We start from the raw sequence: 25,829 nt of genomic DNA, 5'->3' as shown, positions 1-25,829 counted from the left end.
GGTTAGAATTGTTCAACTCACTTTATTTTGCAAGCGGATTTTTTAAAAAATTTTACTTTTTAAAAAATCCCGCTGTATCTGGCTGATGCAGCGGGATTTTTATTTTTACTGAAGCTATTTAACGCTTATCAGGCAACGTTTAAGGTTGGGATGATATTTTTCTTCGCTTCAGTTTCAGCGGCGAGGAACGCATCCATCTGGTCAAAATTCAGGTATTTGTAAACCTCACCCGCCATGGCATTAATGTCCGCTGCATATTCCAGATATTCTGCCGGAGTTGGCAGCTTACCGAGAATCGCTCCGACTGCTGCCAGTTCGGCAGAAGTCAGGTAGACATTGGCGCCATCACCCAGGCGGTTCGGGAAGTTCCGCGTTGAGGTCGACAGTACTGTCGCGCCTGGCTCAACCCGGGCCTGGTTACCCATACACAGCGAGCAGCCTGGCATTTCGGTGCGCACGCCATTGTTGGCGTAGATGCTGTAATAGCCTTCTTCGCGCAACTGGGCTTCGTCCATCTTGGTCGGTGGCGCAATCCACAGCCGGGTTTTCAGCTCTTCGGTGTTCTTCTCCAGCAGCTTACCGGCAGCGCGGAAGTGACCGATATTGGTCATGCATGAACCGATGAAAACTTCATCCACTTTATCGCCAGCCACTTCGCTCAGGAATTTGGCATCATCCGGGTCGTTCGGGCAACAGACGATCGGCTCTTTGATTTCGCTCAGGTCGATCTCGATCACTTCAGCGTATTCCGCATCGGCATCGGCGCGCATCAGCGACGGATTAGCCAGCCAGTCTTCCATTTTGCGGGCACGACGCTCAAGGGTACGGACATCGCCGTAGCCTTCGTTGATCATCCAGCGCAGCATGGTGATGTTCGAGCGCAGGTATTCCGCGACTGATTCTTCTGACAGATTAATGGTACAACCAGCGGCAGAACGCTCAGCTGAGGCATCCGACAATTCAAATGCCTGCTCTACGGTCAGGTGGTCCAGGCCTTCGATTTCCAGGATGCGGCCCGAGAAGGCATTCTTTTTGCCACGCTTCTCAACAGTCAGCAGACCTTCTTTAATGGCAAAGGCAGGAATCGCATGCACCAGATCACGCAGGGTAATGCCTGGCTGCATTTCACCCTTAAAGCGCACCAGTACCGACTCCGGCATATCCAGCGGCATGACGCCGGTAGCTGCTGCAAAGGCAACCAGACCAGAACCGGCCGGGAACGAAATACCCAGCGGGAAGCGGGTATGTGAATCGCCGCCGGTACCCACGGTATCAGGCAGCAGCATACGGTTCAGCCAGCTATGGATAATGCCGTCGCCCGGACGCAGGCTGACGCCGCCACGGTTCATAATGAAGTCCGGTAGGGTGTGCTGGGTTTCCACATCGACCGGCTTCGGGTATGCCGCGGTGTGACAGAACGACTGCATGGTCAGATCGGCAGTGAAGCCCAGACAGGCCAGGTCTTTCAGTTCGTCCCGGGTCATCGGGCCGGTGGTGTCCTGCGAGCCGACCGTGGTCATTTTAGGTTCACAGTAAGTGCCGGGCCGGACGCCGTTAACGCCACAGGCTTTACCGACCATTTTCTGGGCCAGGGTGTAGCCCTTGCCGGTGTCAGCCGGTTGCTCAGGCTTCAGGAACAGATCAGAAGGCCCCAGGCCTAAGGTTTCCCGCGCTTTTTCAGTCAGCGCGCGGCCGATAATCAGGTTGATCCGGCCGCCGGCGCGTACTTCATCCAGGATCACCCGTGAGGCATAATCATACTCAGCCAGCACATCGCCCTGCTGATTTTCGATTTTGCCCTGGTACGGATAAATGGTGATCACATCACCCATGTTCATCTGGTCGACGTCGGCTTCAAATACCAGCGCGCCGGCATCTTTCATGGTGTTGAAGAAAATTGGTGCCACTTTGCTGCCGATACAGATGCCACCAGCGCGTTTGTTCGGGGTACCCGGCATGTCTTCGCCGATAAACCACAGCACTGAGTTAGTCGCTGACTTACGCGATGAACCGGTACCTACTACGTCACCAACAAAAGCAACCGGGTGGCCTTTTTGCTTCAGCTCTTCGATTTGCTTGGCCGCATCGGTGATGCCTTCGCGTGGCATTTTGTACATGGCTTTGGCATGCAGGGGGATATCCGGACGCGACCAGGCATCAGGTGCCGGTGACAGGTCATCAGTGTTGGTTTCGCCGGTTACCTTAAATACGGTGGCGGTGATTTGCTCTGGCAGCTTGTCGCGGCCGGTGAACCACTCGGCGTTGGTCCAGGATTCAATCACTTCTTTAGCGAGCGCGTTGCCCGCCTGCATTTTCTCTTCAACGTCATGATAGGCGTCGAACATCAGCAGGGTATGCTTCAGTTCATGCGCGGCCAGCTCAGCCAGCTCCGGGTGATCCAGCAGATCAACCAAGGTCACGATGTTGTAACCACCGTGCATATTGCCCAGCAATTTAACGGCGTCCTGTTTCGAAATCAGCGGTGAGCTGCTTTCGCCTTTAACGATGGCATCCAGAAAACCGGCTTTTACATACGCGGCTTCATCTACACCAGGCGGCACGCGCTCGGCCAGCAATTCCACCAGAAAGGCTTCTTCGCCTGCGGGTGGGTTCTTCAATAATTCAACTAAATCAGCAACTTGCTCTGCTGTGAGTGGCTTTGGTGGAATGCCTTCGGCAGCCCGCTCTTCGACATGCTTACGATATTCTTGCAGCACTGATGACCCCTTTTGCTGTTGCGGTTTAAAAATTGGCGCAATTATAGGGGTTTTAGGGTCGGAATAGAATTCTTCGCGGTCATAAACTGCTAATGTTTATGATAAATCCGGTGAATGGGCAAAAGCGCCCCAGATCAGTTGTCCCGCCGGCCCGGCGATCCGATCGGCCGAACGCACCAGATGCACCTCCAGATGCACTTCGTTGATAAACCCCGGGATCTCGATCTGGCGCAAGGCGCCCCGCGCAATCGCGTCATTAACCAGGTCGCCGGGGCAGATGCCCCACCCCATGCCTGCCAGCAACAGTTCACGCTGGGTGATGGAGTCATTAACCCGGATGCGCTGCTGGCCGGGCATACGAATCATCCGGTCCAGATTGATGCCGATATCCTGATCCTGCGGAATCAACATGGGCAGATCCAGTAACTCATGGCGCTGGGTTGGCATACCGCCATAGCGCTCGACCAGCTCGGGCGCGATGACCACCAGTAACTCAAAGGGCCTGACCAGCCGCGTTTCAAAATCACCGTACTGCCGAAAAATTGGCAGCCAGGGGCACAGGGCCAGATCAGCGTGTCCATTGCTGACACTGCGTAACGACTTCAACTGTGATTCACCGCTGAGTAGCAGTTCGGTGGCCGGGTAGCTTTGCTGCACCTGCCGCATCGCCGCGAACAACAAGGATGGCGAACAGGTATGGTCGTATGCGATCCGGAGCTGAGGTTCGGCGCCGCTCTGTAACTGCAGCGTCAGCGACTGCAGCCGTTGCTGCTGCCGCAGGACCTCGCGCGCCTGGCGCAGGAACTGCTCGCCGCGGGTTGTGAGACCCAGCCGGTAGGTATCGCGATCAAATATCGGAAAACCAGCCTCCTCTTCCAGCTTTTTCAGCGCCATACTGACCGCTGCCTGAGTACGGTGAAGCTTGCTGGCGGCCCCTTGCAGCGAGCCGGTATCGGCCAGCGCATCGAGCATTTGTAGCTGCTGAATTTTCATAAGTTTTTCTTAATATGTGGATAATATAAATTAAATATTACTTTACATCTTTATAGCCTAGAATAGCCAGCATAAGTTGCCAACATAAATTGCCAACAAGTAAGTTGGTCGTGCGCACTGAATCCGGAGTCTGCAAATGAAAACCCTGGTTAGCTATATGCTGTTTCTTGGCGGCCTCACCGCGCTCACTGCCTGCAGTGACGCCGCTTCTACTGATACCGGTCGGGATACGGTACAGCCCGTTAAACTCTATCAGGTGCAAGCAAACGACTCGGCCCGGTTACGGAGTTTTCCGGCCGTGGTCGAAGCGGCGGAAGTCGCGCAGCTGGCTTTCCGCGTTGGCGGCGAGATCGCGGAATTTCCTGCCCGCCCCGGCGACCAGGTCAAACAAGGGCAGCTAATCGCCAGGCTGGATCCCACTGATTATCAGCTGCTGGTGAATCAGGCCGAAGCCCAGTATAACCTCGCCGAAGCACAGTTTCAGCGCACTAAAAACCTGGTGGCTAACGAGGTGATATCACCTCAGCAATTTGATGAAGTTCGTGCCAATATGGAGATCAGCAAAGCGCGGCTTGATACCGCCCGCGCCAACCTGGGCTACACTGAATTGCGGGCGCCGTTCGCGGGCACTGTCGCCCATATGTTTGTCGAGCAGCATGAAACCGTACAGCCGCAGCGCCCCATCGTCACCTTGCAGCTGGACGACGCTATTGATGTCAGCATCCGGGTTCCTGAAAACCTGTTCGCTCAGGTACAGCGCCAGATTGGCTATCAACCCGATGTTATATTCCCAGCCGCGCCGGGTCAGCAGTTCAAAGCGACACTCAAAGAATGGGATGCCATGGCAGACCCTGTTTCCAATACCTTTAAGGTCGTTTTTACGTTACCTAAGCCACCGGCTGTTAACCTGTTGCCCGGGATGTCCGCCGCGGTGCTGGTCGATACCCATGCCGTTATGACCGCTCCGGACACTACCCTGCTGATACCCGCCAGCGCGGTATTTGCGCCGGCCGAACAGCCGGCCGACGCCGGTTTTCAGGTGTGGCTGTACCAGCCAGATACTGGCACCGTTACCAGGCGGGCGGTGGTTATCGGTGATATTACCAGTGCCGGCATTGAAATTATCGAAGGCCTCGCAATTGGTGACCAGGTGGTGGTCGCCGGCGTTTACCAGCTTAACGAAGGCCAGCCGGTAAGGCCCTGGGTCAAGGAGCCTGGTCTGTAATGAACATTGCCCGTTATAGTATAAAACGCAGCACCACCAGTTGGCTGTTTTTACTGATTTTGCTGGTGGGCGGCATCATTGCGCTGCTCTCCATTGGCCGGCTGGAAGATCCCGAATTTACCCTGAAGCAGGCTATGGTGGTTACCCCCTATCCGGGTGCCACCGCGCAGCAGGTTGAAGAGGAAGTCACCTACCGGCTCGAGAACGCCATACAGGAGCTGAGTTATGTTGACCATATCACCTCGGTTTCCAAGCCCGGCTTAAGCCAGATCATGATTGAGATGCGCAGTACCTTCCGCAAGCCGGATATGCCCCAGATCTGGGATGAACTACGCCGCAAAATCAACGATACCAGGAACCAGTTGCCGCCCGGCACAGGCGAACCTGTGGTCCATGATGATTTTGCTGACGTCTACGGCGTACTGCTGGCAATAACCGGCCCTGGCTATAGTTATCAGGATATTTCTGATTACACCGATTATCTGCGCCGTGAGCTGGTGCTGGTAAAAGGTATCGGCAAGGTGATGGTCAGTGGCAAGCAACAGGAACAGGTAACCGTTGAAGTATCACGGGTAAAACTGGCTAATTTTGGTATTCCCCCGCAGCAGGTGATTAACCTGCTGCAAACCCAGAACCTGGTCAGCGATGCCGGCCGTGTGATGCTCGGCGACGAGCGCTTACGCATTCAGACCACTGGCGAATTTGCCAGCGTAGATGAACTGGCTGAGTTGCTTATCAGCAACCCCGGTGCTGACGAGCGTATTAAGCTACGCGACGTGGCCACCATCAGCCGTGACTATCAGCTTATTCCCGATCATCTGCTGCGTTTCAACGGTGAGCCGGCGCTCTGGCTTGGCATTTCTTTCGCCGAAGACGTGAACGTGGTTGAGGTTGGCAGCCGCCTGATGGAACGTCTGGAGGAGCTGAAATTCGCCCAGCCCGTGGGTATGACGGTGCGCAAAATTTACGACCAGCCGGCGGAAGTTGAGAAATCTGTCACCAGCTTTCTGATTAACCTGGCTGAAGCTGTTGCTATTGTGGTAGTGGCGTTGCTGCTGACTATGGGCCTGCGCAGCGGGGTGCTTATCGGCGGCGTCTTGCTGCTCACGGTCCTGGGCAGTTTTATGTTGATGTACCTGGCGGATATCCAGTTGCAGCGGGTGTCGCTGGGCGCGCTTATTATTGCCCTGGGCATGCTGGTTGATAATGCCATCGTGATTGCCGACGGTATGCTCGTGGGTATCCGCCGGGGGCTGACCCGCATTCAGGCGGCGTCTCAGGTGGTGCAACAGAACATGTGGCCGTTACTGGGGGCAACCTTCATTGCCATCATTGCCTTTGCGCCAATCGGCCTATCCGAGGATGCCAGCGGTGAGTTTGCCAATTCCCTGTTCTGGGTGCTTTTTATCTCGCTGCTGCTGAGTTGGTTTACCGCCATTACCCTGGTACCTTTTCTCGGAAATATCTTATATCGCCGCGACGCCCGGGCGCGTTCGGCCGCTCAGCAGCCGGAAGATCAACAGCATATTTATGATCACTGGCTGTTTCGTCATTACCGGCGTGCGCTTAAGCTGTTTTTGAACTGGCGTAAAACGACCGTACTGGCCATGTTGTTATTACTGGTAGTAGCCGTGACGGGCTTTACCCAGGTCAAGCAGTCGTTTTTCCCCCCCTCAAACACGCCCATAGCTTATGTTGATCTCTGGTATCCTCAGGGCACCGACATCCGGGCCACTGCCAACAAGGTGCAGCAGCTTGAACAGCATCTGACCAGCACATACCTGGATCAAGGCCAGCTCGAGTTTGTGGCTACAACTATCGGCCGCGGCGGCCCGCGCTTTACCCTGACCTATGTGGTGGAAAAATCCTACGAAGGCTACGCCCAGTTGATTCTGCGCGGACCGGACACTGAAACCCTGGATCAGGTATTACTGCAGCTAGGCGACCACATTCGTCTGCGGCAGCCCGATGTGGATGTTAAGTTCAAGCGGGTTGAAATGGGTCCTGCTCAGGCGGCTAAGATTGAAGCACGGTTTAGCGGCCCGGATCCACTGGTGCTGCGCCAACTGAGCGCCCGCACCCGGGAGATTCTGGCGGCCGATCCCGGCACCCGAAATATCCGCGACGACTGGCGCCAGCGCACCAAGGTACTGGCGCCTGAATTCCATGAAGCTGCGGCACGCCGCCTGGGTATAACAAAAGCTGACGTCAATGAAGTGCTGAAGCGCAATTTTTCCGGCCAGGCCGTGGGGGTATACCGGGATGGCACTGACCTGCTACCGATAGTCGTCAGAGCGCCGGCAGCAGAGCGTGCTGATCTTGATAACTGGCAGGAGCTGCAGGTGTACAGCTCGGCGCTGCAACAGTCGATTCCGCTGGGTCAGGTGGTACAGGATATTAAGCTGACCGCAGCCGATGATCTGATCCTGCGGCGCGATCGCAAGCGCACTTTAACCGTGATGGCCGATCATAATATCTTCGGTGACGAAACCCCGGCCATGGTGCTGGAGCGGGTGCGCCCGGCAATTGAAGCGATTCCGTTGCCCGTCGGCTATCAGCTGAAATGGGGTGGTGAATACGAAGCCTCTGCCAAAGCAACCGGCGCGGTGTTCGACGCCCTGCCGCTGGCATTTTTGGTGATGTTTGTGCTGACCGTGCTGCTGTTCAGTTCCATTCGTCAGGCTGGGGTGCTCTGGGCCACGGTCCCGCTCAGTATCATTGGCGTCACCCTGGGTCTGTGGCTAACCGGTCAGCCGTTCGGCTTTATGGCCTTGCTGGGCTTTCTCAGCTTATCGGGTATGTTGATTAAAAACGGGGTGGTGCTGCTGGAACAGGTGCGCACCGAGCGCGCCAGCGGCAAAGATCAGCTGCTCTCCCTGATAGATGCCTCAGTGAGCCGGGTGCGGCCTGTGGCGATGGCCGCAGCCACTACCATCGTTGGTATGACGCCCTTGTTATTTGATGACTTTTTCGCCAGTATGGCGGTAGTCATTATGTTCGGCCTCGGGTTTGCCACAGTGCTAACCCTGGTCATCGTTCCGGTCATGTATGCAATGGTGATGCGAGTGAAATGAGCCGTGCCCGCTGGTTGCAGATAACAGGTAGTGCCTTACTCGTGCTATGGCTGCTCGGCGAGCAGGCAGGCTTCTGGCCCAGCCCGATACTGCAACGACTGGAATGGATCAGTTACGACCAGCGGGTCAATGCCACCCTACCCCATGCCGCACCTGAGCAAATCGTGGTGATCGATATTGATGAGGCCAGCCTGCAGCAACTCGGTCAGTGGCCCTGGCCCCGCGCCCAGGTTGCTGAACTTATCCGCACCCTGTTTGAAGACTACCAGATCCAGCTGCTGGGCATGGATCTGGTCTTTGCCGAACAGGAACAGAACTTACTGATTGAGCAATGGCAGCAGTTGCGTCAGGCCTATCCCGCACTGGCAAACAGCGACCCGCCCGTTGGTGGTGATGCGTTGCTGGCCCGCACTCTGGCAGCCTATCCGGTCATAATGGGTTTTTATTTTGAGCGAACCCGTGCTGCCGATACCGCCAACGCCACCGCCAGTACCGGGGTTTTGCCCGCGCCGTTAGCGGTTCAGCAGCCGGCGCCGCCGCTGGCGGTGTTGCCACTCATCAAACCCGATCGTTATTCAGCTAATTTAGAAATTTTACAGCAGGCCGCCCTTGGTGCTGGCTTTTTCGATAATCCCACCGTTGATGCCGACGGTATTTTCCGCCGGGTACCGCTGGTGCAGTCCTATAACGATCAGCTATACCCATCGCTGCCACTGGCTATGTTTCAGCTGTTACTGGGGCAGCCGCCGGTGCAGCCCGATGCGCATTTTGCCGGCGGCGTCTGGCAACTGGAGGGTTTGGATTTTGGCGGCTATTACTTTCCCACCGACCCGCAAGCCGCAGTGCTGGTGCCCTGGTATGGTCCCCGCAATACCTTTATACGAGTCAGCGTAGCTGATGTGCTCAGTGGTCGCGTCGCTCCCGCTCAACTTGCTGGCAGCATCGCCTTACTCGGAGCCTCAGCGCCGGGACTGATGGATTTGCGCTCGACGCCTGTAAACGCAATATTTCCCGGCGTTGAAATTCAAGCTTCCCTGCTGGCTGGCATGTTGCAGATGAAGTTTAAGCATCAGCCCGGTTATGCCATGGGGGCTACTGTTGTGGGCCTGTTGCTGCTGGGGCTGATAATGACCTGGCTCTACCCGCACCTGCCGGCACTCTGGATGCTGGCCGTCAGTGGTGCATTATTAATCGCCCATGGGGCGGGTAATCTTTATGCCTGGCAGCAGGGGCTGGTGCTGCCATTGGCGTCGGGTATTTTGTTAATCCTGCTCCTTACCGGCTGGCATCTGGCTGGCAATTTCTGGCGCGAATCAGCAGCCAAGCGCCAGGTTGCCGCTCAGTTCGGCCTCTATGTACCGCCAGAACTGGTAGAGGATATTGTCGCCCACCCCGAAGCCCGGGATCTGACCGGTCAGGTCAAAGCACTGACCGTGCTGTTTTCTGATGTCCGTGGTTTTACCGCCTTCGCCGAGCAGGTGCCACCAGCGCAACTGACCAGCGTCATGAACCAGTTGCTGTCACCAGTAACCCGGGCTATTCACGACCACCGCGGCACCATCGATAAATATATGGGCGATGCGGTAATGGCGTTCTGGGGCGCTCCGCTGCCTGATGCTGACCACGCCTGGCATGCCATTCAGGGTGCGCTGGCGATGCAACAGGCGCTGGCGGAAACCAATCAGCAGTTCCGCCAACAGAATCTGCCGGCATTAAAAATGGGAATCGGCATTCATACCGGGCCGATGAACGTTGGCAACATGGGCTCAGACTTCCGCATGGCTTATACGGTGCTCGGTGATAATGTGAATCTGGGTTCACGAATTGAAGGCCTGACCAAGATCTACGGTACGCCCATTCTGATCAGCGACGATACCCGGCAGGCGCTAACGGGCGCACAGCGCCAGCAACTGCACCTACGCCCGGTTGATAAAGTGCGCGTGAAAGGGCGCGATGCGCCGGTGATGCTGTATCAGGTACTCATTGAGAAGCCTGATCAGCAGGCGCTGAACGCTGTTAACAGCGGCTGGCAGGCTTACCATGAACGCGACTTTGCCGACGCCCGCAGTTACTATGAAGAATTACTCAAGGCTGATCCTGATGACGCATTAGCCTTGCTGTTCCGCGATCGTTGCCACTATTATTTACAAGAGCCCCCGCCAGCGGACTGGGACGGGGTTTTTACTCACGAACAAAAATAACGAGGCCCGGGACTATGGCCACTACAGAATTGCTGGAAAGCATCCGCTATCTGAATAAAATTGGCATCGCGCTGTCGGCAGAACGCGATCATATTAAGCTGCTGGAACTTATCCTCAGCAGCGCCCGCACCCTGACGGGAGCCGACGCTGGTTCATTGTATTTAGTTGAAGAGAAGCAACTACGCTTTGCGCTGGTGCAAAATGATAGCCTCAATATTCATTATGGCGGCAGCGGCAAGCCGCTGACTGAAAACTTTAAACCGTTACCGCTTTATTTAGCGGACGATCAGCCCAACGACAGGTTAATCGTCGCCAACAGTGTGTTACATGAAAAAACCCTGGTGGTAGACGACGCCTATGACGCGGACGGCTACGATTTTTCCGGAACCCGGGCCTTTGATGAGAAAACCGGTTACCGCACCCAGTCAGTATTAGTGGTACCACTGAAGAATCACGAGAACGAGGTGATCGCGGCCTTACAACTGATCAACAGGCTGGACAATGGGCGCACTGTGGCCTTTCAAAGTGGTGATATTGAACTGGCCCAATCCCTTGCTTCACAGGCTGCGGTGGCCCTGACCAATCAGCGCCTGATTGAAGAGTTACACCATCTGTTTGAAAGTTTCACCCAGGTTATTGCCAACGCCATTGATGCGAAATCACCGCAAACGGGGGCCCATTGCCGGCGGGTTCCGGAGCTAACCCTGATGATTGCCGATGCCGCAAATGGCGCCGGCTACCCGGGCCTGCCAGACTTTAAGCTCAATAGTGAAGAGCGCTATGAACTGGCTACCGCAGCCTGGATGCATGACTGCGGCAAGATCGTCACCCCGCCCCACGTGGTGGAGAAAAGCCGCAAGTTAGAAACCATTTACGATCGCATTGAAACCATTGCCGCCCGGTTCGCGGCGCTGGCGCAGACTCCTGAATGGCAGGACAAACAGCAGCAACTGCAGGACGACCTGGAATTTCTGGAGCAAACGAACCGGGGTGGTGAGTTTATGAGCGACGCCGCCATGGAGCGGGTCAGAAATATAGCAAGCCGCCGGTACCCTGACTTGCAGGGTAACTTGCGGCCGTTATTAACCGGCGAAGAAGTCGATTATTTATGTATACGCAAAGGGACCCTGACCAACGACGAGCGGCAGATCATGAAAGATCATATGGTGCACACCATTGATATGCTTGAGCAACTGCCCTTCCCGAAACATTTACGACGGGTTCCGGAATATGCCGGCGGCCACCACGAGCGCATGGACGGCAAGGGTTATCCCCGCGGCCTGACCCGCGAACAGATGTCGATTCCGGCGCGGATGATGGGCATCGCGGATGTTTTCGAAGCCCTGACGGCCCCCGAGCGCAGTTACAAAAAGCCGATGCCCTTGTCGCAAAGCCTGACCATTATGGGCCGCATGGTGGAAGACAATCACCTGGACCCGGATCTGTTCCGGCTGTTTGTGGACAAGCAGGTGTACCTGACCTACGCCCGCGAATTTCTTACCTCGGATCAGATCGATAAAATTGATCTGACGCAACTTCCGGGATACCAAAACACATGAATATTAAGGTTCTCGGCTGCAGCGGTGGCATTGGTGGTACCGGCGGCACCACCTGCTTACAACTCAGCGACCAGGTACTGATTGACGCCGGTTCGGGCCTGGGGGAGCTTTCCTTGTCCGAAATGAAGGGAGTGCGGCATGTATTACTCACCCACGCCCACATGGATCATATTTGTTTCTTGCCGATGTTCCTGGCCAATATCATTGGTCAACAATCAGAGCCGGTTACTGTATATGGCTCTGAAGATACCCTGGCGATGATTAAAAAACACCTGTTTAACTGGGAAATCTGGCCCGACTTCACCCAGCTACCCGATCGCATCAACCCGTGCCTGAAACTACAGACCATCACCGATGCTGATCTGCTGGTGCTGGATGACATGCTCTTGCGCCCTTTTGTGGTGGATCACGCTGTCAGCACCTTCGGCTATTCAATACGCAAAGCAAACCGCCATACGGTATTTACTGCCGATACTGGCTACGACCCGCGCCTGGTCATCCAGCTGGACACATTGGGCGACATTGATGATCTTATCCTCGAATGTTCGTTTCCGGATCATCTGCAGGAATTGGCCAAAACTTCTGGTCACTTAACCCCGCAACTGGCGAGCCGACTGGTGACCGAATTGGCTACCCCTCCCGGGCAAGTCTGGATCACGCATTTAAAACCGTCCTACGAAAACGAATTACGGCAAGTGCTGAGCGCCACTGCCGCTACCCGTCACTGGAAACTCATCGCCGGCGAGCCCTGAACCGGCCCGCTGCCCAATCGCTAAACACCTGATGTACAAAAGTTGCACAAATACCATGGCTGGCCTAACATTGTCATAACAATTATAAGGACAGATTCAGACTATGACTATTCGCGATATTCTCTTGCTGGGATGCCTGCTTTGCGCGGTTCCCGTCAGCGCCCAGAATACGAGCTCGCCGCAGTCTGCAACAGTTCCTGAACTCGGGGAATTTTTGCGCGACACGCGCCAGCAATTGCAGGACGGCGAGACTGAGGCAGCTCTCAGTGCCTTACAGCAAGCGGAATACGAATATGCCGGCATTGCCCGTTTTGATTACTGGTATGGCGTCGTAGCGTTACGGGCCGGGCAGCCGACCCTGGCCTCGCTGGCGCTGGAGCGCGCTATCTTATCGGATCCCAATCATGCTGGTGCACGCCTTGAACTGGCTGCCAGCTACCTGGCACTTAACCGGTTGGATAAAGCCGAAGCCGAACTGGACTACCTGGCGCGTTTTAGCCCGCCCCCCGCAGCACAAGAGGCCATGGCCCGTTATCGCACTGAAATAGCCGAACGCCGTCAGCGAGCCGCGGAAGGCGCCCATCTGGTCATGCTCAGTCTGGATTATGGCTACGACAGCAACTACCTCAATTACCCCAGCAGTTTTGATCTCTTTGATAATACCTTTCTGGAAGGCCTGGCTATTCTGGAAGCAGACGATACCCAGTTCGGCACCGCCCGGGGCGTGTGGTTTCATCAGCGCGATCTGGACGCCAATCAATTTGTCGAATTTTCCCTGGCCGGACAGGCTCGCCTGAATCAGGACTCCGAGGCCAGCGCCTTTGATACCACTATTATACAGGGCAGCGCGGCTTACGGGCTGCGGCTTGATGCCAAAAACACCCTGCGCTATGGCCTGGATCTTGGTCAGGTGTGGCTGGATAGTGACGATTTTCGTTCGCATGTCGGCCTGCTGCTGGGCTGGCAGCATGCGTACAACATGCAGCATACCTTGATTGCCAATCTGCGCGCCCGGGATTTCAGTTTTGATTCCTCCCGCAACGATTATCGCGGCAGCCAGCTTGAGTTCGAGTGGCAATATCAGCTGCAGCCCGAGCTGCTGTTACGATCCCGCTACGCCTTTGAGGCGGAACGGGTAACTAATAGTCCGTTCCGCCCCGGTGGTGATGCCATACGTAATTATCTGTCGGTACAAGCTGACTATCAGGCATCAGCCAAACATCACTGGTTGGGCAGCCTTAACTACCATCGCCTGAAATATATGACTGAAGGCTTTGCGATATTTAATCACGGCGTTGCTGAGCAACGTGACGATGACACACTGACCACCCGCCTGGAATGGACTTATCTGATCTCTCCGCAGTGGCGAACCGGGATTTCCGGGCTGTACCGGGATCAGAGTTCCACCATCGACTTCTTTAATCTCGATCAGACCTTAGTGCAATGGACGGTGACTTATGTTTACTAATCAAATGCGCCATGCCTGCCGGATAACCTTGCTGACTATTGGCCTGGCGCTGATAAGCGGTGTGGCTCAGGCAAACGAACTGGCCGCCCGGGTGCTGTTCGTATTCGGCGAAGTGACTATTGATCGCAACGATGAAACCTTAACCGCAGCCCGCAACACTCAGGTACTGGTCGGCGACAGAATTATTACCACCGAAGGGGCTAGCGTGCAGTTGCGCTTTACCGACGACAGCCTGATCGCTTTACGCCCCTCATCTGAATTTGTCGTGCGCAAGCACGTTTACGACCCTGAGGACCCGGCCAGTGGTGAGCAGAGTTCGGAGCTGATTCGCGGTGGCTTCCGGGCTATCACCGGTGCCATGGCCACCGCTGTCCCGGCTTCCGTCGAATTTAAAACCCCTGTCGCTACTATGGGTATCCGCGGCACTGAGTTCCGCCTGGTGCACGTACCACCCGGCAGCGAAAGCCAATTTAATTCAGTCCCTTCGGGCAGCTATTTGCTGGTGGCTACCGGCCGCATGATAATGTTTAACCGCGCCGGCCAGCAACTGGTTAACGCCGGCCAGAGCTTCTTTGTGGCCGATGCCGACACGCCACCGCAAACGCTGCCCGTTGACCCTGATAAAGTTTTTGCTGACGACGGCACCACTGAAGAGGGCTCCACGGAAGACGATGAACCGGCGCCAGCGACACCGGTTACGCCGGCTAATACTGACAGCGGTACCTCTCCGCCGCAAAGTCAGCCGGTCACCATCCCCGAACAGGCGCAACAGGACGCCGGGCAGCAGCAAGCGGTGAAAGAAGCAGAAAAACATACGCCTGAGCCGGAACCAGAGCCCGACCCTGTCTTGCCCGGGTACGGCCTCAACAGTAGCGCCCATGGTTACCTGCAGCGCAGCAGCGCAGCCAACGCCACCTTTAACGATGCCGGCGAGCTGACTGCGCTGACCACAGAAGCCTTTAGCTTTACCGCTAATGACGGTGCCGGGCCCGGCTTCGCCCAACAACTTGATGCCGATGGCTGGCATCCCGGATCAGCCAACCAGATTTATCAGGGCTTCTGGCAGGCCGATGACTTCACGCTGACGCTGAATGGTTTCACAGCCCCTGACGCAGACAGTTTTCACTACTTACTGGCCAACTACAGCGTCGCCGATATCGCCGAACTGAACCAGCTCACCGAACAGTATTATCAGCAGCAAACCTTACTGCTTAACCTGCAACCGAATTATGGTGTGCGCTTTGATGATGGCAGTATCGCCGAGCTCTCGTCGGACAGTACCTTAACGATTGACTTCACGACCGGGACTCTGACCCTTGACCTGCCTTTCACCTATGGTGACGACACAACTCGCGCCTTACAGGGCAGCGCCAGCTTCGCTGACATTTTTGCCGGCGCGATGACGCTGAGCGAGCTCGGCGCTAACCCTATTGTTAGCGAAGCCTTGCTATACGGCAGCTTCAGCGGTGACGCTGACTGGGGTATTGATGGCTTCCTGGCCGGTCTCTACCTGTTACTTAACAACGATGGTGATGAGCTGGCCGGTTGGGGGACCCTATTATTCAGCAATAACTGCTGGTTTAATTTCCCCTGTCAGATCCTTGCGACCGACTACCGCAGCATGCAGCAGCTGAACTGGAACAATGGTGGCAGCATGAGCAGCCTGCCGGAACTGACCATAGCTGCCGGCGCACCGGACACCTGGTTGCAGTCCACAACGGAGGGCGTAACCGGCGCCTTGCTGGCACAGCAGGCCGATACCGCGGCCGGCTCCTATCGTTTCCTCGGACTTGATCCCGAAGGGTTGATTGGCGGTGATGCTGATCACCGGCTGTCTGTTGAAACCGTCAACGGCCCTCTGGAAATCTACTGGGGCTATTGGCAGCCAGGCAGTTATCAGCTGCGCCTGCTGGAAGAAACAGAGACTGGCTATAGCTTCAGTGATCTGAACAATGATGCAAATTATCACTTCGTCGCCGCCAGTGATTTGGCACCAGCAACCCTGCCCGATAACGGCGTTTTTAATTTCAGCCTCGCTGGTGGTACCGGTTTAATTGGGGATGACTCGCAGACCCAGGCAACCAGCACCGGCGGACAGATCATTGTCGACTTCACTAACGCCAAGGTACTGGTCATGCTGTTGTTCGACGTTGAGGGCCAGTCTGGCAACCTGTCCGCATTCAGTGACATTACCGCGCTGTTAAATCAGTCTGAGTCCGGCTTAGAACTTGTCGGTGAGGGCTATTTCAGCAGCGGTCGCCTGCTCGGTCAGTTCGTCGGTGGTGATTTTGATGCCCTGCTGGGCCTGCTAACCGCCGCCTCTGAAACCGAACAATTTCGCGGCAGCCTGGTCTTTACTCAGGATCCCGTGCTGGGTACCGCTATCGCTGAGCTCGGTGTGCAAAACGGCGGTATGCTGGGCATGAACCAGGCGCTGGCAATTCTTAGTGACGCAGAGAACACCAGGGTATTGAGCTCGTTATTTGATATTCAGGAGTTCGTTCCCGTTGGGCAGACCGGCGCTGCCGGTAGCATGGAACTAAGCGCGCTGTTTAACCTTGATGAGGATGACTTCTGGTTCGGCGATATTGAGGTGCCGACCGCAACCGACCCCATAGCTATACGTTTTGGTGCTTTCGCCCCCGGCACTTATGAGCTCAGCGACAGTAATGGTGGGGCGGCGGATACCAGTAGTCCGTACTATTTTGCCCTGACCGATTCGCTGACCCCTGCTACCACTACCCTACCGACCGGAGCCTGGACCTATGATCTTTTTGCCGGTAGCCCGCTGGAAAGTCAGTCTTCGACTAACGTCTTTGGTTTTTCCGGTCAGGTGCTGGTGAACTTCGATACCGGCGGTGTTGGTATTGCCCTGCAATTGGGCAGCTACACTGAGAACGAGGCAGAACCATTACTTGGCAGCCTGTTTGGTAGCACCAGTGTTGCTGAACTATTCAGTGCCGAGGTTATCAGCCTGCTGGGCGCTGGTTACTTTGAAGGTGGTGGCGGCAGCTTATCAGCGCGTTTCGCTGGCCAGGATTTCGACGCCATTATTGCAATTTTAAGTGCCTACACAGCCGGAGAAACGGAGTTTTATCAGGGTGCTGGCGTGTTTGCCAGCGCTGCAGAACTGCACGCGTTGCCCGACTTAGGAGAGCAGTGGGCGACCGCCGGCCTACTCGGTGGTAACGGAGAGCTGTTCTGGCAGGCAGAAGCCAGTGAGGTTTTCGGCAGTCTCTACACTGATGAGTTCACCGGCGAGTCCAACCTTCTCATCAGACAGGTCAACGGTGGTGATTATGTCAGTACCCTGGCGGATACTTCACAGAGCTATTACAGTTACCGCGTCTCTCTGCCAGGCAGTGAACCCGGCTCAGAAGTCTGGGTTCAGTGGAATCTCTGGGAGCCCCACGGCTATTACCTGCAGGAGCGGGACGATCAAGGTAACCTTATTTTGCGGGATAACAGTCAGCCGGTCATTCAGTTATTGGCTTCTGAACTGACACCGATGACAGTGACACCGTTACAGAACCAGCTGTATTTCAGTTTGTACCTGTCGGACGGTTTTTACTTCAACGGCAATGACAGCGAAACGACCGACACCTGGTATCTCGACGATGCTGCCCTGCTGGTTGATTTTGCCGATGATTCAGTCACCGTCTCAGTAAGCTTTAGCCAGTGGATCGACAACGTATTAAATGAGGGTTACCTGAAGGGTGAAGCCTCGGTAGCTAACCTCTTCACTGGCAGCGCCATTGAACTTACCGGTTACGATGGTTTTGCCGGAGGCGGCGGCCGCCTGTCCGGGTTGTTTATGGGACCTGAGTATCAGGGCATAATGGCATTACTGAAAGCCTGGACCGCAGAACAGCAGCAGGAGCTTTTTGGCATGATGGTGCTTAATCAGCGGCCGGTGCAAAGCCTTGCTGACCTGGGCTGGACCACTGCCGGTGGGGTATTATCTGTCAACAATGAGCTGGTTATTTCCTCACTGCCCGCTAATGTCCTGTTAGCCGGTGATAACTATGGTGGTAATTATGGTGGCAACGAATCAATTGCAGATGGCGGCTCTTTCTACTATGCCAGTCTGCTGCGTATTACCACTGATGATTTCTCCGTCAATTCAACCCGCAGCTATAGTGGTTTTTTTGATCCCCTGCCCCTGCCAGGCGCCAGTCAGGATGTTCAGGTGCGCTGGGGCTACTGGGATCAACAAGCCTACAGCTTTGACCAGCCGGGCTATAGTAATGACAGCACGTTCTGGCACATTGGCGCAGACCAGCTAACCCCTCTGACTGCACCACTGCCAGCTGGCACGATCAACTTTGATCTCTATCTGGCAGCGATGTCCCCTGACGAAAAAAGCTATGCGGGCTATACCTATATGGATAGCGCTGGGCTGGCGGTTGATTTTGACTCGGGCAGTTTTGATCTGAACATGAGCTTTCTCCGCTATCTTGATACCGGCAGCGGTCAGCCAGAATTTGGCGATCTCAATGGCTCGGGTCTGGTTGCCGATTTGTTTGAAAATAACACCATTAGCCTGAGCGGAACGGGCTTGTTTAACGCCGGCGGCGGCGAATTCACTGGTCGCTTTATCGGCAGTGACTTTGACGGCGTTATGGGGCTGTTCCGCGGCTGGACCGGCAATGATTCTCTGTATTCCGGAGCGGTCGTCTTCAGTCGTGCTGATATTGCCGCAGCGACAACCGAAGCGGACTGGGGTTACTGGCAAGTTGACGAGCTGCATATGTCAGGCTATCAGCAACTTTCGCAGCAGTCCTTGCAGCGGCCGGAGCCATTGCCGCCTGAAATTCTGCTACAGCGCAGCTTGCTGAATGGTGATCTGGGGCAACACCAGGCGTTGCAGCGGTCACTGCAACGTCTGGCTGAAGATGCGGCTACCCTGCATCCCGGACAGCCACGTATTATTTTAGATCCTTAGCGGCAGCGCCTTAACCGGTCTGCCGACGCAACCGGAACTGCCAGTAGGCGTAATAAACCGCTGGCAGGACCAGTAGCGATAGTAATGGCGCCAGCACCATGCCGCCAATCATCGGCGCGGCAATACGCTGCATGACTTCGCTACCGGTACCGTGGCTCAGCATGATAGGTAACAGGCCGGCGATAATGGTAATAACCGTCATCGCTTTTGGCCGCACCCGTAACACCGCACCTTCCATAACGGCTTCGTGCAGGGTCTGTTCGTTACGTACGATGCGATCCCGCCAGGCGTTATTCAGGTACAACAACATCACGACCCCGAACTCGGCGGCAACACCGGCCAGCGCAATCATCCCGACCATGACCGCAATCGACAGATTAAAGCCCAGATACCAGATGAACCAAAGACTACCGGCCAGAGCTAGCGGCAGGGTGGCCATGATCAGAATCGCCTGTTTCACTGAGCGGAAGGTCAGGTACAGCAGCACTAGGATAATCGCCAGGGTCAGCGGTATGACTTCCTTTAACTTCGCGCTGACGCGCTCCATCGATTCGTATTGCCCCGACCAGCTCAGGCTATACCGCGGCGGCAGTTCATAGCCTGCCAGTAATGGCTCGGCAGTAGTCAGGAACTCGCCCACGGACATATCCGGCTGCACATCGATAAACACCCAGCCGGTCGGCCGCGCATTTTCGCTACGGATCATCCCGGGTCCTTCCACCACCTCAATGGTACTGACCTGCTCCAGCGTGACCCAGGCTCCCGCGCTACTGATAACCGGTAACTGCCGGATACTTTCGACGTGATCCCGGTATGCCCGCGGGTAACGCAGGGTGATCGGATAACGCTCGGTGCCTTCAACAGTTTCGTCGATCATGGCCCCGCCAATGGCGTACTGGATCATGCGTTGAATGTCGACCTGCTGTATACCGTAACGGGCAGCTTTAGCTAAATCCGGCCGGATCTCAATATAGCGCCCCGATGCCGGCCGCTCAGCAAATACTGACGCCACCCCGGGAGCTTTTGCCAACCGTTGTTCAAGCTCCGCACCGATACGCTGAATTTCAGCCAGATCAGGCCCGGCAATCTTCAGCCCCAGCGGGGTTTTCAGGCCGGTCGAGAGCATATCAATACGGGTTTTGATCGGTTGCACCCAGGCATTGGTGATACCCGGCACCCGCACCGTAGCATCCAGTTCAGCGATGATATCCTGCAGGGTAACGCCTTCGCGCCACTCGCTTTCGGGTTTCAGCTGAATAGTGGTTTCCAGCATGGTCAGCGGCGCCGGATCCGTCGCGGTATCCGCACGACCGGTTTTGCCGAATACCCGTTTAACCTCGGGCACCTGCATGATCAGCCGATCCGTCCGCTGCAGCAGCTCACCCACAGCAGCCGGGCTGATGCCCGGCATGGTGGTGGGCATGTAAAGCAAATCCCCCTCCTGCATCGCCGGCATAAACTCAGTACCCAGTTTGGAATATGGGTAAAAGCTACTGACGGCAATCAATATCGCCACCACCACGGTGGATTTCGGAAACTTCAGCACCAGCGTCAGTACCGGCCGGTACAAAAAGATCAAAAAACGCGTCAGCGGGTTGCGCTGTTCACTGATGATTTTGCCGCGTACAAAAAAGCCCATCAGCACCGGCACCAGCGTGATAGATAACAAGGCGGCAGCTGCCATGGCAAAGGTCTTAGTATAGGCCAGCGGACTAAATAGGCGGCCTTCCTGATCTTCCAGTGCGAATACCGGAATAAAACTTAAGGTGATAATCAACAGTGACAGGAACAAGGCCGGCCCGACTTCACTGGTCGCCTTGCCGATGAGCTGCCAGTGCACCGCGCCTTTGGGTTCAGTGCCATGCTGCTCACGGTAGTGCTCAAGGTGTTTGTGGGCGTTTTCCACCATAACAATGGCAGCATCCACCAGCGCACCTATGGCGATAGCGATACCACCCAGGCTCATGATGTTGGCGTTGATGCCGAGGCTGCGCATCACCATAAAACTCATCAGCACCGCCAGCGGCAGCGTAATAATAGCAACTAACGCTGAGCGTACGTGTAACAGAAACAGGATAGTAACCAGTGCGACCAGTCCCATTTCTTCGATTAGCTTCTCGGTGAGGTTATCGACCGCGCGGTTAATGAGATCAGAGCGATCATATGTAGGGACAATTTCAACCCCGTCCGGCAGGCCTTGTTGCAGCCCCTTGAGTTTTTCCTTCACCCGCTCTATGGTCGCCAGGGCGTTTTCGCCATGACGCATCACCACGATACCGCCAACCACTTCGCCCTCACCGTTGAGCTCTGCGATACCGCGCCGGCTTTCAGGTCCGCGCCGCACGCGCGCAACATCAGCAAGGGTAATAACCGCACCGGCCTCACTACGCACAGGTAATGGCAGGGTCCGCAGGTCCTCCAGTGACTGAATGTAACCAGTGCCACGAACCATGTACTCGGCTTCCGCCATTTCCACAATACCACCGCCAACTTCGCGGTTAGCGCTGGTGATAGCCTGCTGGATCTGCTCCATGGTCAGGCCGTAGGCTTGCATCAGCTTAGGGTCAACCACCACCTGATAGGCCTGTACCATGCCACCCACAGTGGCAACTTCAGACACCCCCGCAACACTCTGCAACTCCTGCTTGAGGAACCAGTTTTGCAGGCTGGTGAGTTCGCCGAGGTTATGAGTGCCACTGCGATCCACCAGCGCATACTGAAATACCCAGCCCACGCCACTGGCGTCAGGGCCCAGCGAGGGGGTCACCCCGGCCGGCAACCGATCACTGGCCTGGTTCAGATATTCCAGTACCCGGCTGCGAGCCCAGTAAATATCGGTGCCATCCTCGAACAGAATGTACAGATAAGAATCGCCGAAAAACGAATAGCCGCGTACCTGGGTTGAACCCGGTACCGACAGCATCAGGTTGGCCAACGGCCAGGTAACCTGCTCTTCGACTAACTGCGGCGCTTGTCCCGGGTAAGGTGTTTTAACAATAACCTGGACGTCAGACAGATCGGGGATCGCGTCCAGCGGGGTGGTCATCATCGCCCGCCAGCCCATCCAGGCCGCAAAAATAGCGGCGATGATCACCAGCATACGGTTTGCCAGTGACCATTGAATGATCTTAGTGAGCATGGCCATCTCCTGCAGGCTGCGGTTGACGCAGACGGCTGCCGCGCAAGCTGGCTTCCGAATCCAGCAGGAACTGACCGGAGGTCACGACTGTCTCGCCGGCACTCAGGCCATGCAAAACTTCAGCCTGATCACCAACAATAAGCCCTACGTGGACATCCCGTTGTTCAAAGCTCTGATCCGGGCGCTGTACGATCACCCGATTCTTCTCACCGACAATAATCAGACTCTCCAGCGGCACTGTCAGCACCTCACGTTTCGGCCCGCCATAGAGCGCTACGTTCGCCTGCATGCCCACCAGCAAGTTGGACTGGTCACTTGTTTTTGGCAACTTGATGCGGACCCGTTGCGTACGCGCCACCGGATCCAGCTCCGGATAGATATAATCCACCCGGGTTTCGTAGTCGTGCAGTCCGGCTTCCGCCAGGGTTACATCCGCAGGGGCTTCAACCTGCAGCCAGTTGCTATAACGCTCGGGTACATCGGCAATCAGCCACATACTGTTATCAGCGGTAATGGTCATGACCTGGGTACCGGGTTCAACGTACATGCCTTCAGCCACACCCAGTTCGGTCACCGTACCGCTCTGGGGAGCGAACACGGCAACCTGATACATCAGTTCTTTGGTTTCCTGCAGGGTTTTGATCTGCGCGTCGTTCATACCCAATAACTTAAGCCGCAGCTTACCATCGCGAATCAGACGCTCGCGCTGAATGTTACTGAACGCACTAAGGGCATCAAGAGTCTGCAGAAAGTCCTGCTGCGCCACCACCAGCTCACGACTATAGATTTCAAACACCTTATCGCCCTGATTTACCCGCTCACCGACACTGCGCACGTTCAGCGTTTCAAGCCAGCCAGAGGCTCGCGGATGCACGTGGATGCGGGCATTATCGTTCCACTGCACGGTGGCGATGGTGGGGTAATAGCGCCAGAGCGTGTCGTAATTCACCACCGCTGTGGTGATACCGAGATTTTGCTGCATTTGCCCGCTTACTTCGACACGGATCTCTTCAACCATGACTTGCGGCTCAAGGTCCATGCCACAGATGGGGCAATTACCAGGTTCATCGCGCACGATGTGGCTGTGCATGGGACACACATATTGAATGCCCTCTTCGGCTTCGACTACGATATCTTCGTGATCATGAGGATGTGCCATGTCCTGCGCTATAGCTGGAACTACAGCGAGTTGCAAAGCCAACAGGGCAATTAAAAAGTAGCGGTGTAACATACAAAAACTCCTGCAAAAATAAACTACGGCTATCAGGCGATAGCGGAAACAATCAGCTTATTGCAGGTAGAGGGGGACGATCCTGACGTTCAATCCGGGTTAACGGAGAGGTGATTTCGGCGGGCCAGTAAGCCTGGTCAGCGAGGTTCGAATGCAGTAACCGAACTGTCATGAGCCCCGAGGCAAATGAACTGCAATGGTGCTGGCAATCGGTACAATTGGGTTCGCAATCCTGATGTTGCATCTGCGTGGCTTTGGCCATGCTTTGCTCATCACAGCAGTCATGCTCAGCGGCTGCGGCAGTCTGATGATGGCCCTGATCGGCAGCAACAGCCTGTGCCGGGGCCGCAATCGGCCCCAGCATCAGACTTACTATGATCAGCATCAGAAATGTTTTCATAGCCTCAGTATACGCAATTTATTACCAGATAGTCACGCGTTCTTCTGGTGGTAAATACAATTCATCACCAGGTTTAACGTCAAAGGCTTCATAAAATGCCGGAATATTTACTACCGTACCATTTACCCGGTAGTCAGCCGGTGAATGGGGATCGCTCAACACCTGGTTGCGAACATACTCGTCCCGTGCCTTATTCTTCCACGCCTGCGCCCAGCCAAGGAATACCCGCTGTTCACCGGTAAAGCCATCGATCACCGGCGCAGACTCATCACCGAGTGAGTTCTGATAAGCGCGATAAGCGATCGTCAGACCGGCCAGATCACCGATGTTTTCGCCTAAGGTCAGCTTACCGTTGATAAACACATCATCAATGACTTCGTAACCGTCATACTGCGCGGCGAGCTTGCCACCACGCTCATCAAAGGCGTTACGATCTTCTTCGGTCCACCAGCTACGCAGGTTGCCTTCGCCATCGTATTTTGAACCCTGATCATCAAAGCCATGACCCAGTTCGTGCCCGATAACCGCGCCGATGGCGCCGTAGTTCACGGCATCTTCCGCATTCATATTAAAGAATGGCGGCTGCAGGATGCCTGCCGGGAATACGATTTCATTGCGCACCGGGCTGTAATAGGCGTTTACCGTTTGTGGCGTCATGCCCCAGTCCTCTTCATCAACAGGCTTACCGATTTTGCTGACGTTTTCTTCGTAATCAAAGGCTCTTGAGCGCTTGTAATTGCCAACCAGATCGTCTGCTGCAACCGCCAGCCCGGAATAATCACGCCACTCACTCGGATAGCCGATATAAGGAGTAAATTTACTCAATTTTTCCAAAGCTTTTTGCTTGGTTTCCGCTGTCATCCACTCCAGATCTTTAATCGAGTCGCCGTAAGCTACAATCAGATTATCAACCAGCTCTTCCATCCGCGCTTTGGCTTCCGGCGGGAAGTATTCAGCCACATAAACCTGGCCCAGAACTTCACCTAAAGCGTTATCCGTGGCTGATACGCCACGCTTCCAGCGCTCTTCCTGCTCTGGGGTGCCTTGCAATACCGCACCGTAAAAGGCAAAGCGCCGGTCATTGATTTCTTCAGTCAGTGCGCTTGAGAAACGGTCCACCAACTTCAGGGTCATGTAGTGCTTCCAGGTTTCCAGCGGCACATTGTCAAACAATTCGCCAAAAGCGCTGAAGTAAGATGGCTGGCGCACGATCGCCGCATCAGCTACTGCGATCCCGGCTGGTTCAGCAAAAGCAGCGAAGTCGAAGCTGCCAAACAATTCCTGCAGTTCAGCGGTCGTGTGCTTATTATAGGTTTTGTCGGCGTTACGGCTTTCTACCCGGCTCCACTGAATTTCCGCCATTTTGGTTTCAAGTTCGACAATGGCCTGAGCAGCAGCTTCGGCATCCTTGTAGCCAACCAGTTCGAGCATGTCGGCGATGTAGTCCTGATACTGGGCCCGGATCTCGTTAAATTTCTCTTCGTCTTTCAGATAGTAGTCACGATCCGGCAGACCCAGCCCTGACTGGGACATGTACATGGCGTTGGTTTCAGGATCCTTGGCATCCGGGTAGACATAGAAGCCGAATGGATTGCTCACGCCCATGCGCGCATGAGTGGCCATGTGAACCGCCGCATCGGTGTGGTTTTCCAGCACCGCAATGGCCTCCAGATCACCGGCGATGGGGGTGATACCCAGACTATTCAGGCGTTCAACATCCATGAAGCTGTTGTAGAAATTGCCGATTTTAGCTTCGTTGCTGCGCGGCTCAGGATCGCTGGCGGCCGCAGTTTCAATGATTTTGCGCAGGCGTTCCTGGTTTTCATCACGCAACTCATGGAAAGAGCCAATCCGTGATTTATCCGCAGGCAGTTCAGTACGCTCGTACCAGCCGCCATTAACGTAAGTGAACAGATCATCCTGCGGCCGTACTTCAGTATTAAAATTTTCCAGTCTCAGACCCGACGTCAGTTCCTGTTGCTGTTGTTCTGTAGCTTGCGTCTGGTCAGTCTGCTGGGGGGAGCATGCTGCAACACCCAGTGCCAGCGCTACGCTCAGTGCTAAAGTTGATACTTTATTCATGTAGGTTGTTTCCGTTTTATAGAATAAGTTTATGCCCTTAAGA

13 protein-coding genes are annotated in these 25,829 nt (G+C 55.3%); 7 read left to right on the top strand and 6 right to left on the bottom strand.

Annotated elements, in window-relative coordinates; translation table 11 throughout:
• Nucleotides 1–128: 128 nt before the first annotated feature.
• Both acnB and R3196_RS02325 read right to left on the bottom strand, forming a co-directional pair.
• Nucleotides 129–2,717 carry a bifunctional aconitate hydratase 2/2-methylisocitrate dehydratase gene (gene acnB / locus R3196_RS02330; RefSeq protein WP_318935030.1) on the bottom strand — a complete coding sequence of 863 codons (2,589 nt, stop codon included), beginning with the start codon at nucleotides 2,715–2,717 and terminating at the stop codon, nucleotides 129–131.
• 96 nt (nucleotides 2,718–2,813) lie between these two features.
• Nucleotides 2,814–3,710, bottom strand: a complete 897-nt coding sequence (locus R3196_RS02325) for a LysR family transcriptional regulator (RefSeq protein WP_318935029.1) — start codon at nucleotides 3,708–3,710, stop codon at nucleotides 2,814–2,816.
• Between the two features lie 136 nt (nucleotides 3,711–3,846).
• Here R3196_RS02325 and R3196_RS02320 point away from each other — a divergent pair, with 136 nt between their 5' ends.
• The 7 genes from R3196_RS02320 to R3196_RS02290 all read left to right on the top strand — a co-directional run bounded on the left by R3196_RS02320 (nucleotide 3,847) and on the right by R3196_RS02290 (nucleotide 18,934).
• The gene (locus R3196_RS02320) at nucleotides 3,847–4,935 is read left to right on the top strand and encodes an efflux RND transporter periplasmic adaptor subunit (protein WP_318935028.1); all 1,089 of its coding nucleotides are present in this window, start codon (nucleotides 3,847–3,849) and stop codon (nucleotides 4,933–4,935) included.
• Complete coding sequence (locus tag R3196_RS02315) at nucleotides 4,935–8,009, top strand: efflux RND transporter permease subunit (RefSeq protein WP_318935027.1); 3,075 nt, start codon at nucleotides 4,935–4,937, stop codon at nucleotides 8,007–8,009. Before R3196_RS02320 ends, R3196_RS02315 begins: the two co-directional genes overlap by 1 nt.
• The gene (locus R3196_RS02310; RefSeq protein WP_318935026.1) at nucleotides 8,006–10,210 is read left to right on the top strand and encodes an adenylate/guanylate cyclase domain-containing protein; all 2,205 of its coding nucleotides are present in this window, start codon (nucleotides 8,006–8,008) and stop codon (nucleotides 10,208–10,210) included. Before R3196_RS02315 ends, R3196_RS02310 begins: the two co-directional genes overlap by 4 nt.
• Nucleotides 10,211–10,224: 14 nt before the next feature.
• Nucleotides 10,225–11,769, top strand: coding sequence for an HD-GYP domain-containing protein (locus R3196_RS02305; RefSeq protein ID WP_318935025.1), 1,545 nt, complete (start codon nucleotides 10,225–10,227; stop codon nucleotides 11,767–11,769).
• The gene (locus R3196_RS02300; RefSeq protein ID WP_318935024.1) at nucleotides 11,766–12,521 is read left to right on the top strand and encodes a 3',5'-cyclic-nucleotide phosphodiesterase; all 756 of its coding nucleotides are present in this window, start codon (nucleotides 11,766–11,768) and stop codon (nucleotides 12,519–12,521) included. The genes R3196_RS02305 and R3196_RS02300 overlap by 4 nt, the downstream gene beginning before the upstream one ends.
• A 103-nt stretch (nucleotides 12,522–12,624) precedes the next feature.
• On the top strand, nucleotides 12,625–13,989 hold the full coding sequence (locus R3196_RS02295; protein ID WP_318935023.1) for a porin family protein: 1,365 nt from the start codon (nucleotides 12,625–12,627) through the stop codon (nucleotides 13,987–13,989).
• A complete protein-coding gene (locus tag R3196_RS02290) occupies nucleotides 13,979–18,934 on the top strand; it encodes a FecR family protein (RefSeq protein WP_318935022.1) in 4,956 nt (1,651 codons plus the stop codon). The genes R3196_RS02295 and R3196_RS02290 overlap by 11 nt, the downstream gene beginning before the upstream one ends.
• 10 nt (nucleotides 18,935–18,944) lie before the next feature.
• Here R3196_RS02290 and R3196_RS02285 read toward each other — a convergent pair whose 3' ends face one another.
• The 4 genes from R3196_RS02285 to R3196_RS02270 are packed head-to-tail and all read right to left on the bottom strand — an operon-like array spanning nucleotide 18,945 to nucleotide 25,786.
• The gene (locus tag R3196_RS02285; protein WP_318935021.1) at nucleotides 18,945–22,073 is read right to left on the bottom strand and encodes a CusA/CzcA family heavy metal efflux RND transporter; all 3,129 of its coding nucleotides are present in this window, start codon (nucleotides 22,071–22,073) and stop codon (nucleotides 18,945–18,947) included.
• Nucleotides 22,063–23,304, bottom strand: coding sequence for an efflux RND transporter periplasmic adaptor subunit (locus tag R3196_RS02280; RefSeq protein ID WP_318935020.1), 1,242 nt, complete (start codon nucleotides 23,302–23,304; stop codon nucleotides 22,063–22,065). The genes R3196_RS02285 and R3196_RS02280 overlap by 11 nt, the downstream gene beginning before the upstream one ends.
• 52 nt (nucleotides 23,305–23,356) lie before the next feature.
• Entirely contained in the window at nucleotides 23,357–23,704 is a 348-nt protein-coding gene (locus R3196_RS02275; RefSeq protein WP_318935019.1) for a hypothetical protein, read from the bottom strand.
• A gap of 21 nt (nucleotides 23,705–23,725) precedes the next feature.
• Complete coding sequence (locus R3196_RS02270; RefSeq protein WP_318935018.1) at nucleotides 23,726–25,786, bottom strand: M13 family metallopeptidase; 2,061 nt, start codon at nucleotides 25,784–25,786, stop codon at nucleotides 23,726–23,728.
• Nucleotides 25,787–25,829 lie beyond the last annotated feature (43 nt).

Origin of the sequence: Pseudidiomarina sp. (genome assembly GCF_033722695.1) — a bacterium.
Lineage (GTDB): Bacteria > Pseudomonadota > Gammaproteobacteria > Enterobacterales > Alteromonadaceae > Pseudidiomarina.
Note: the sequence above shows the minus strand (reverse complement) of the source record. Positions and strands in the feature narration are given on the sequence as shown.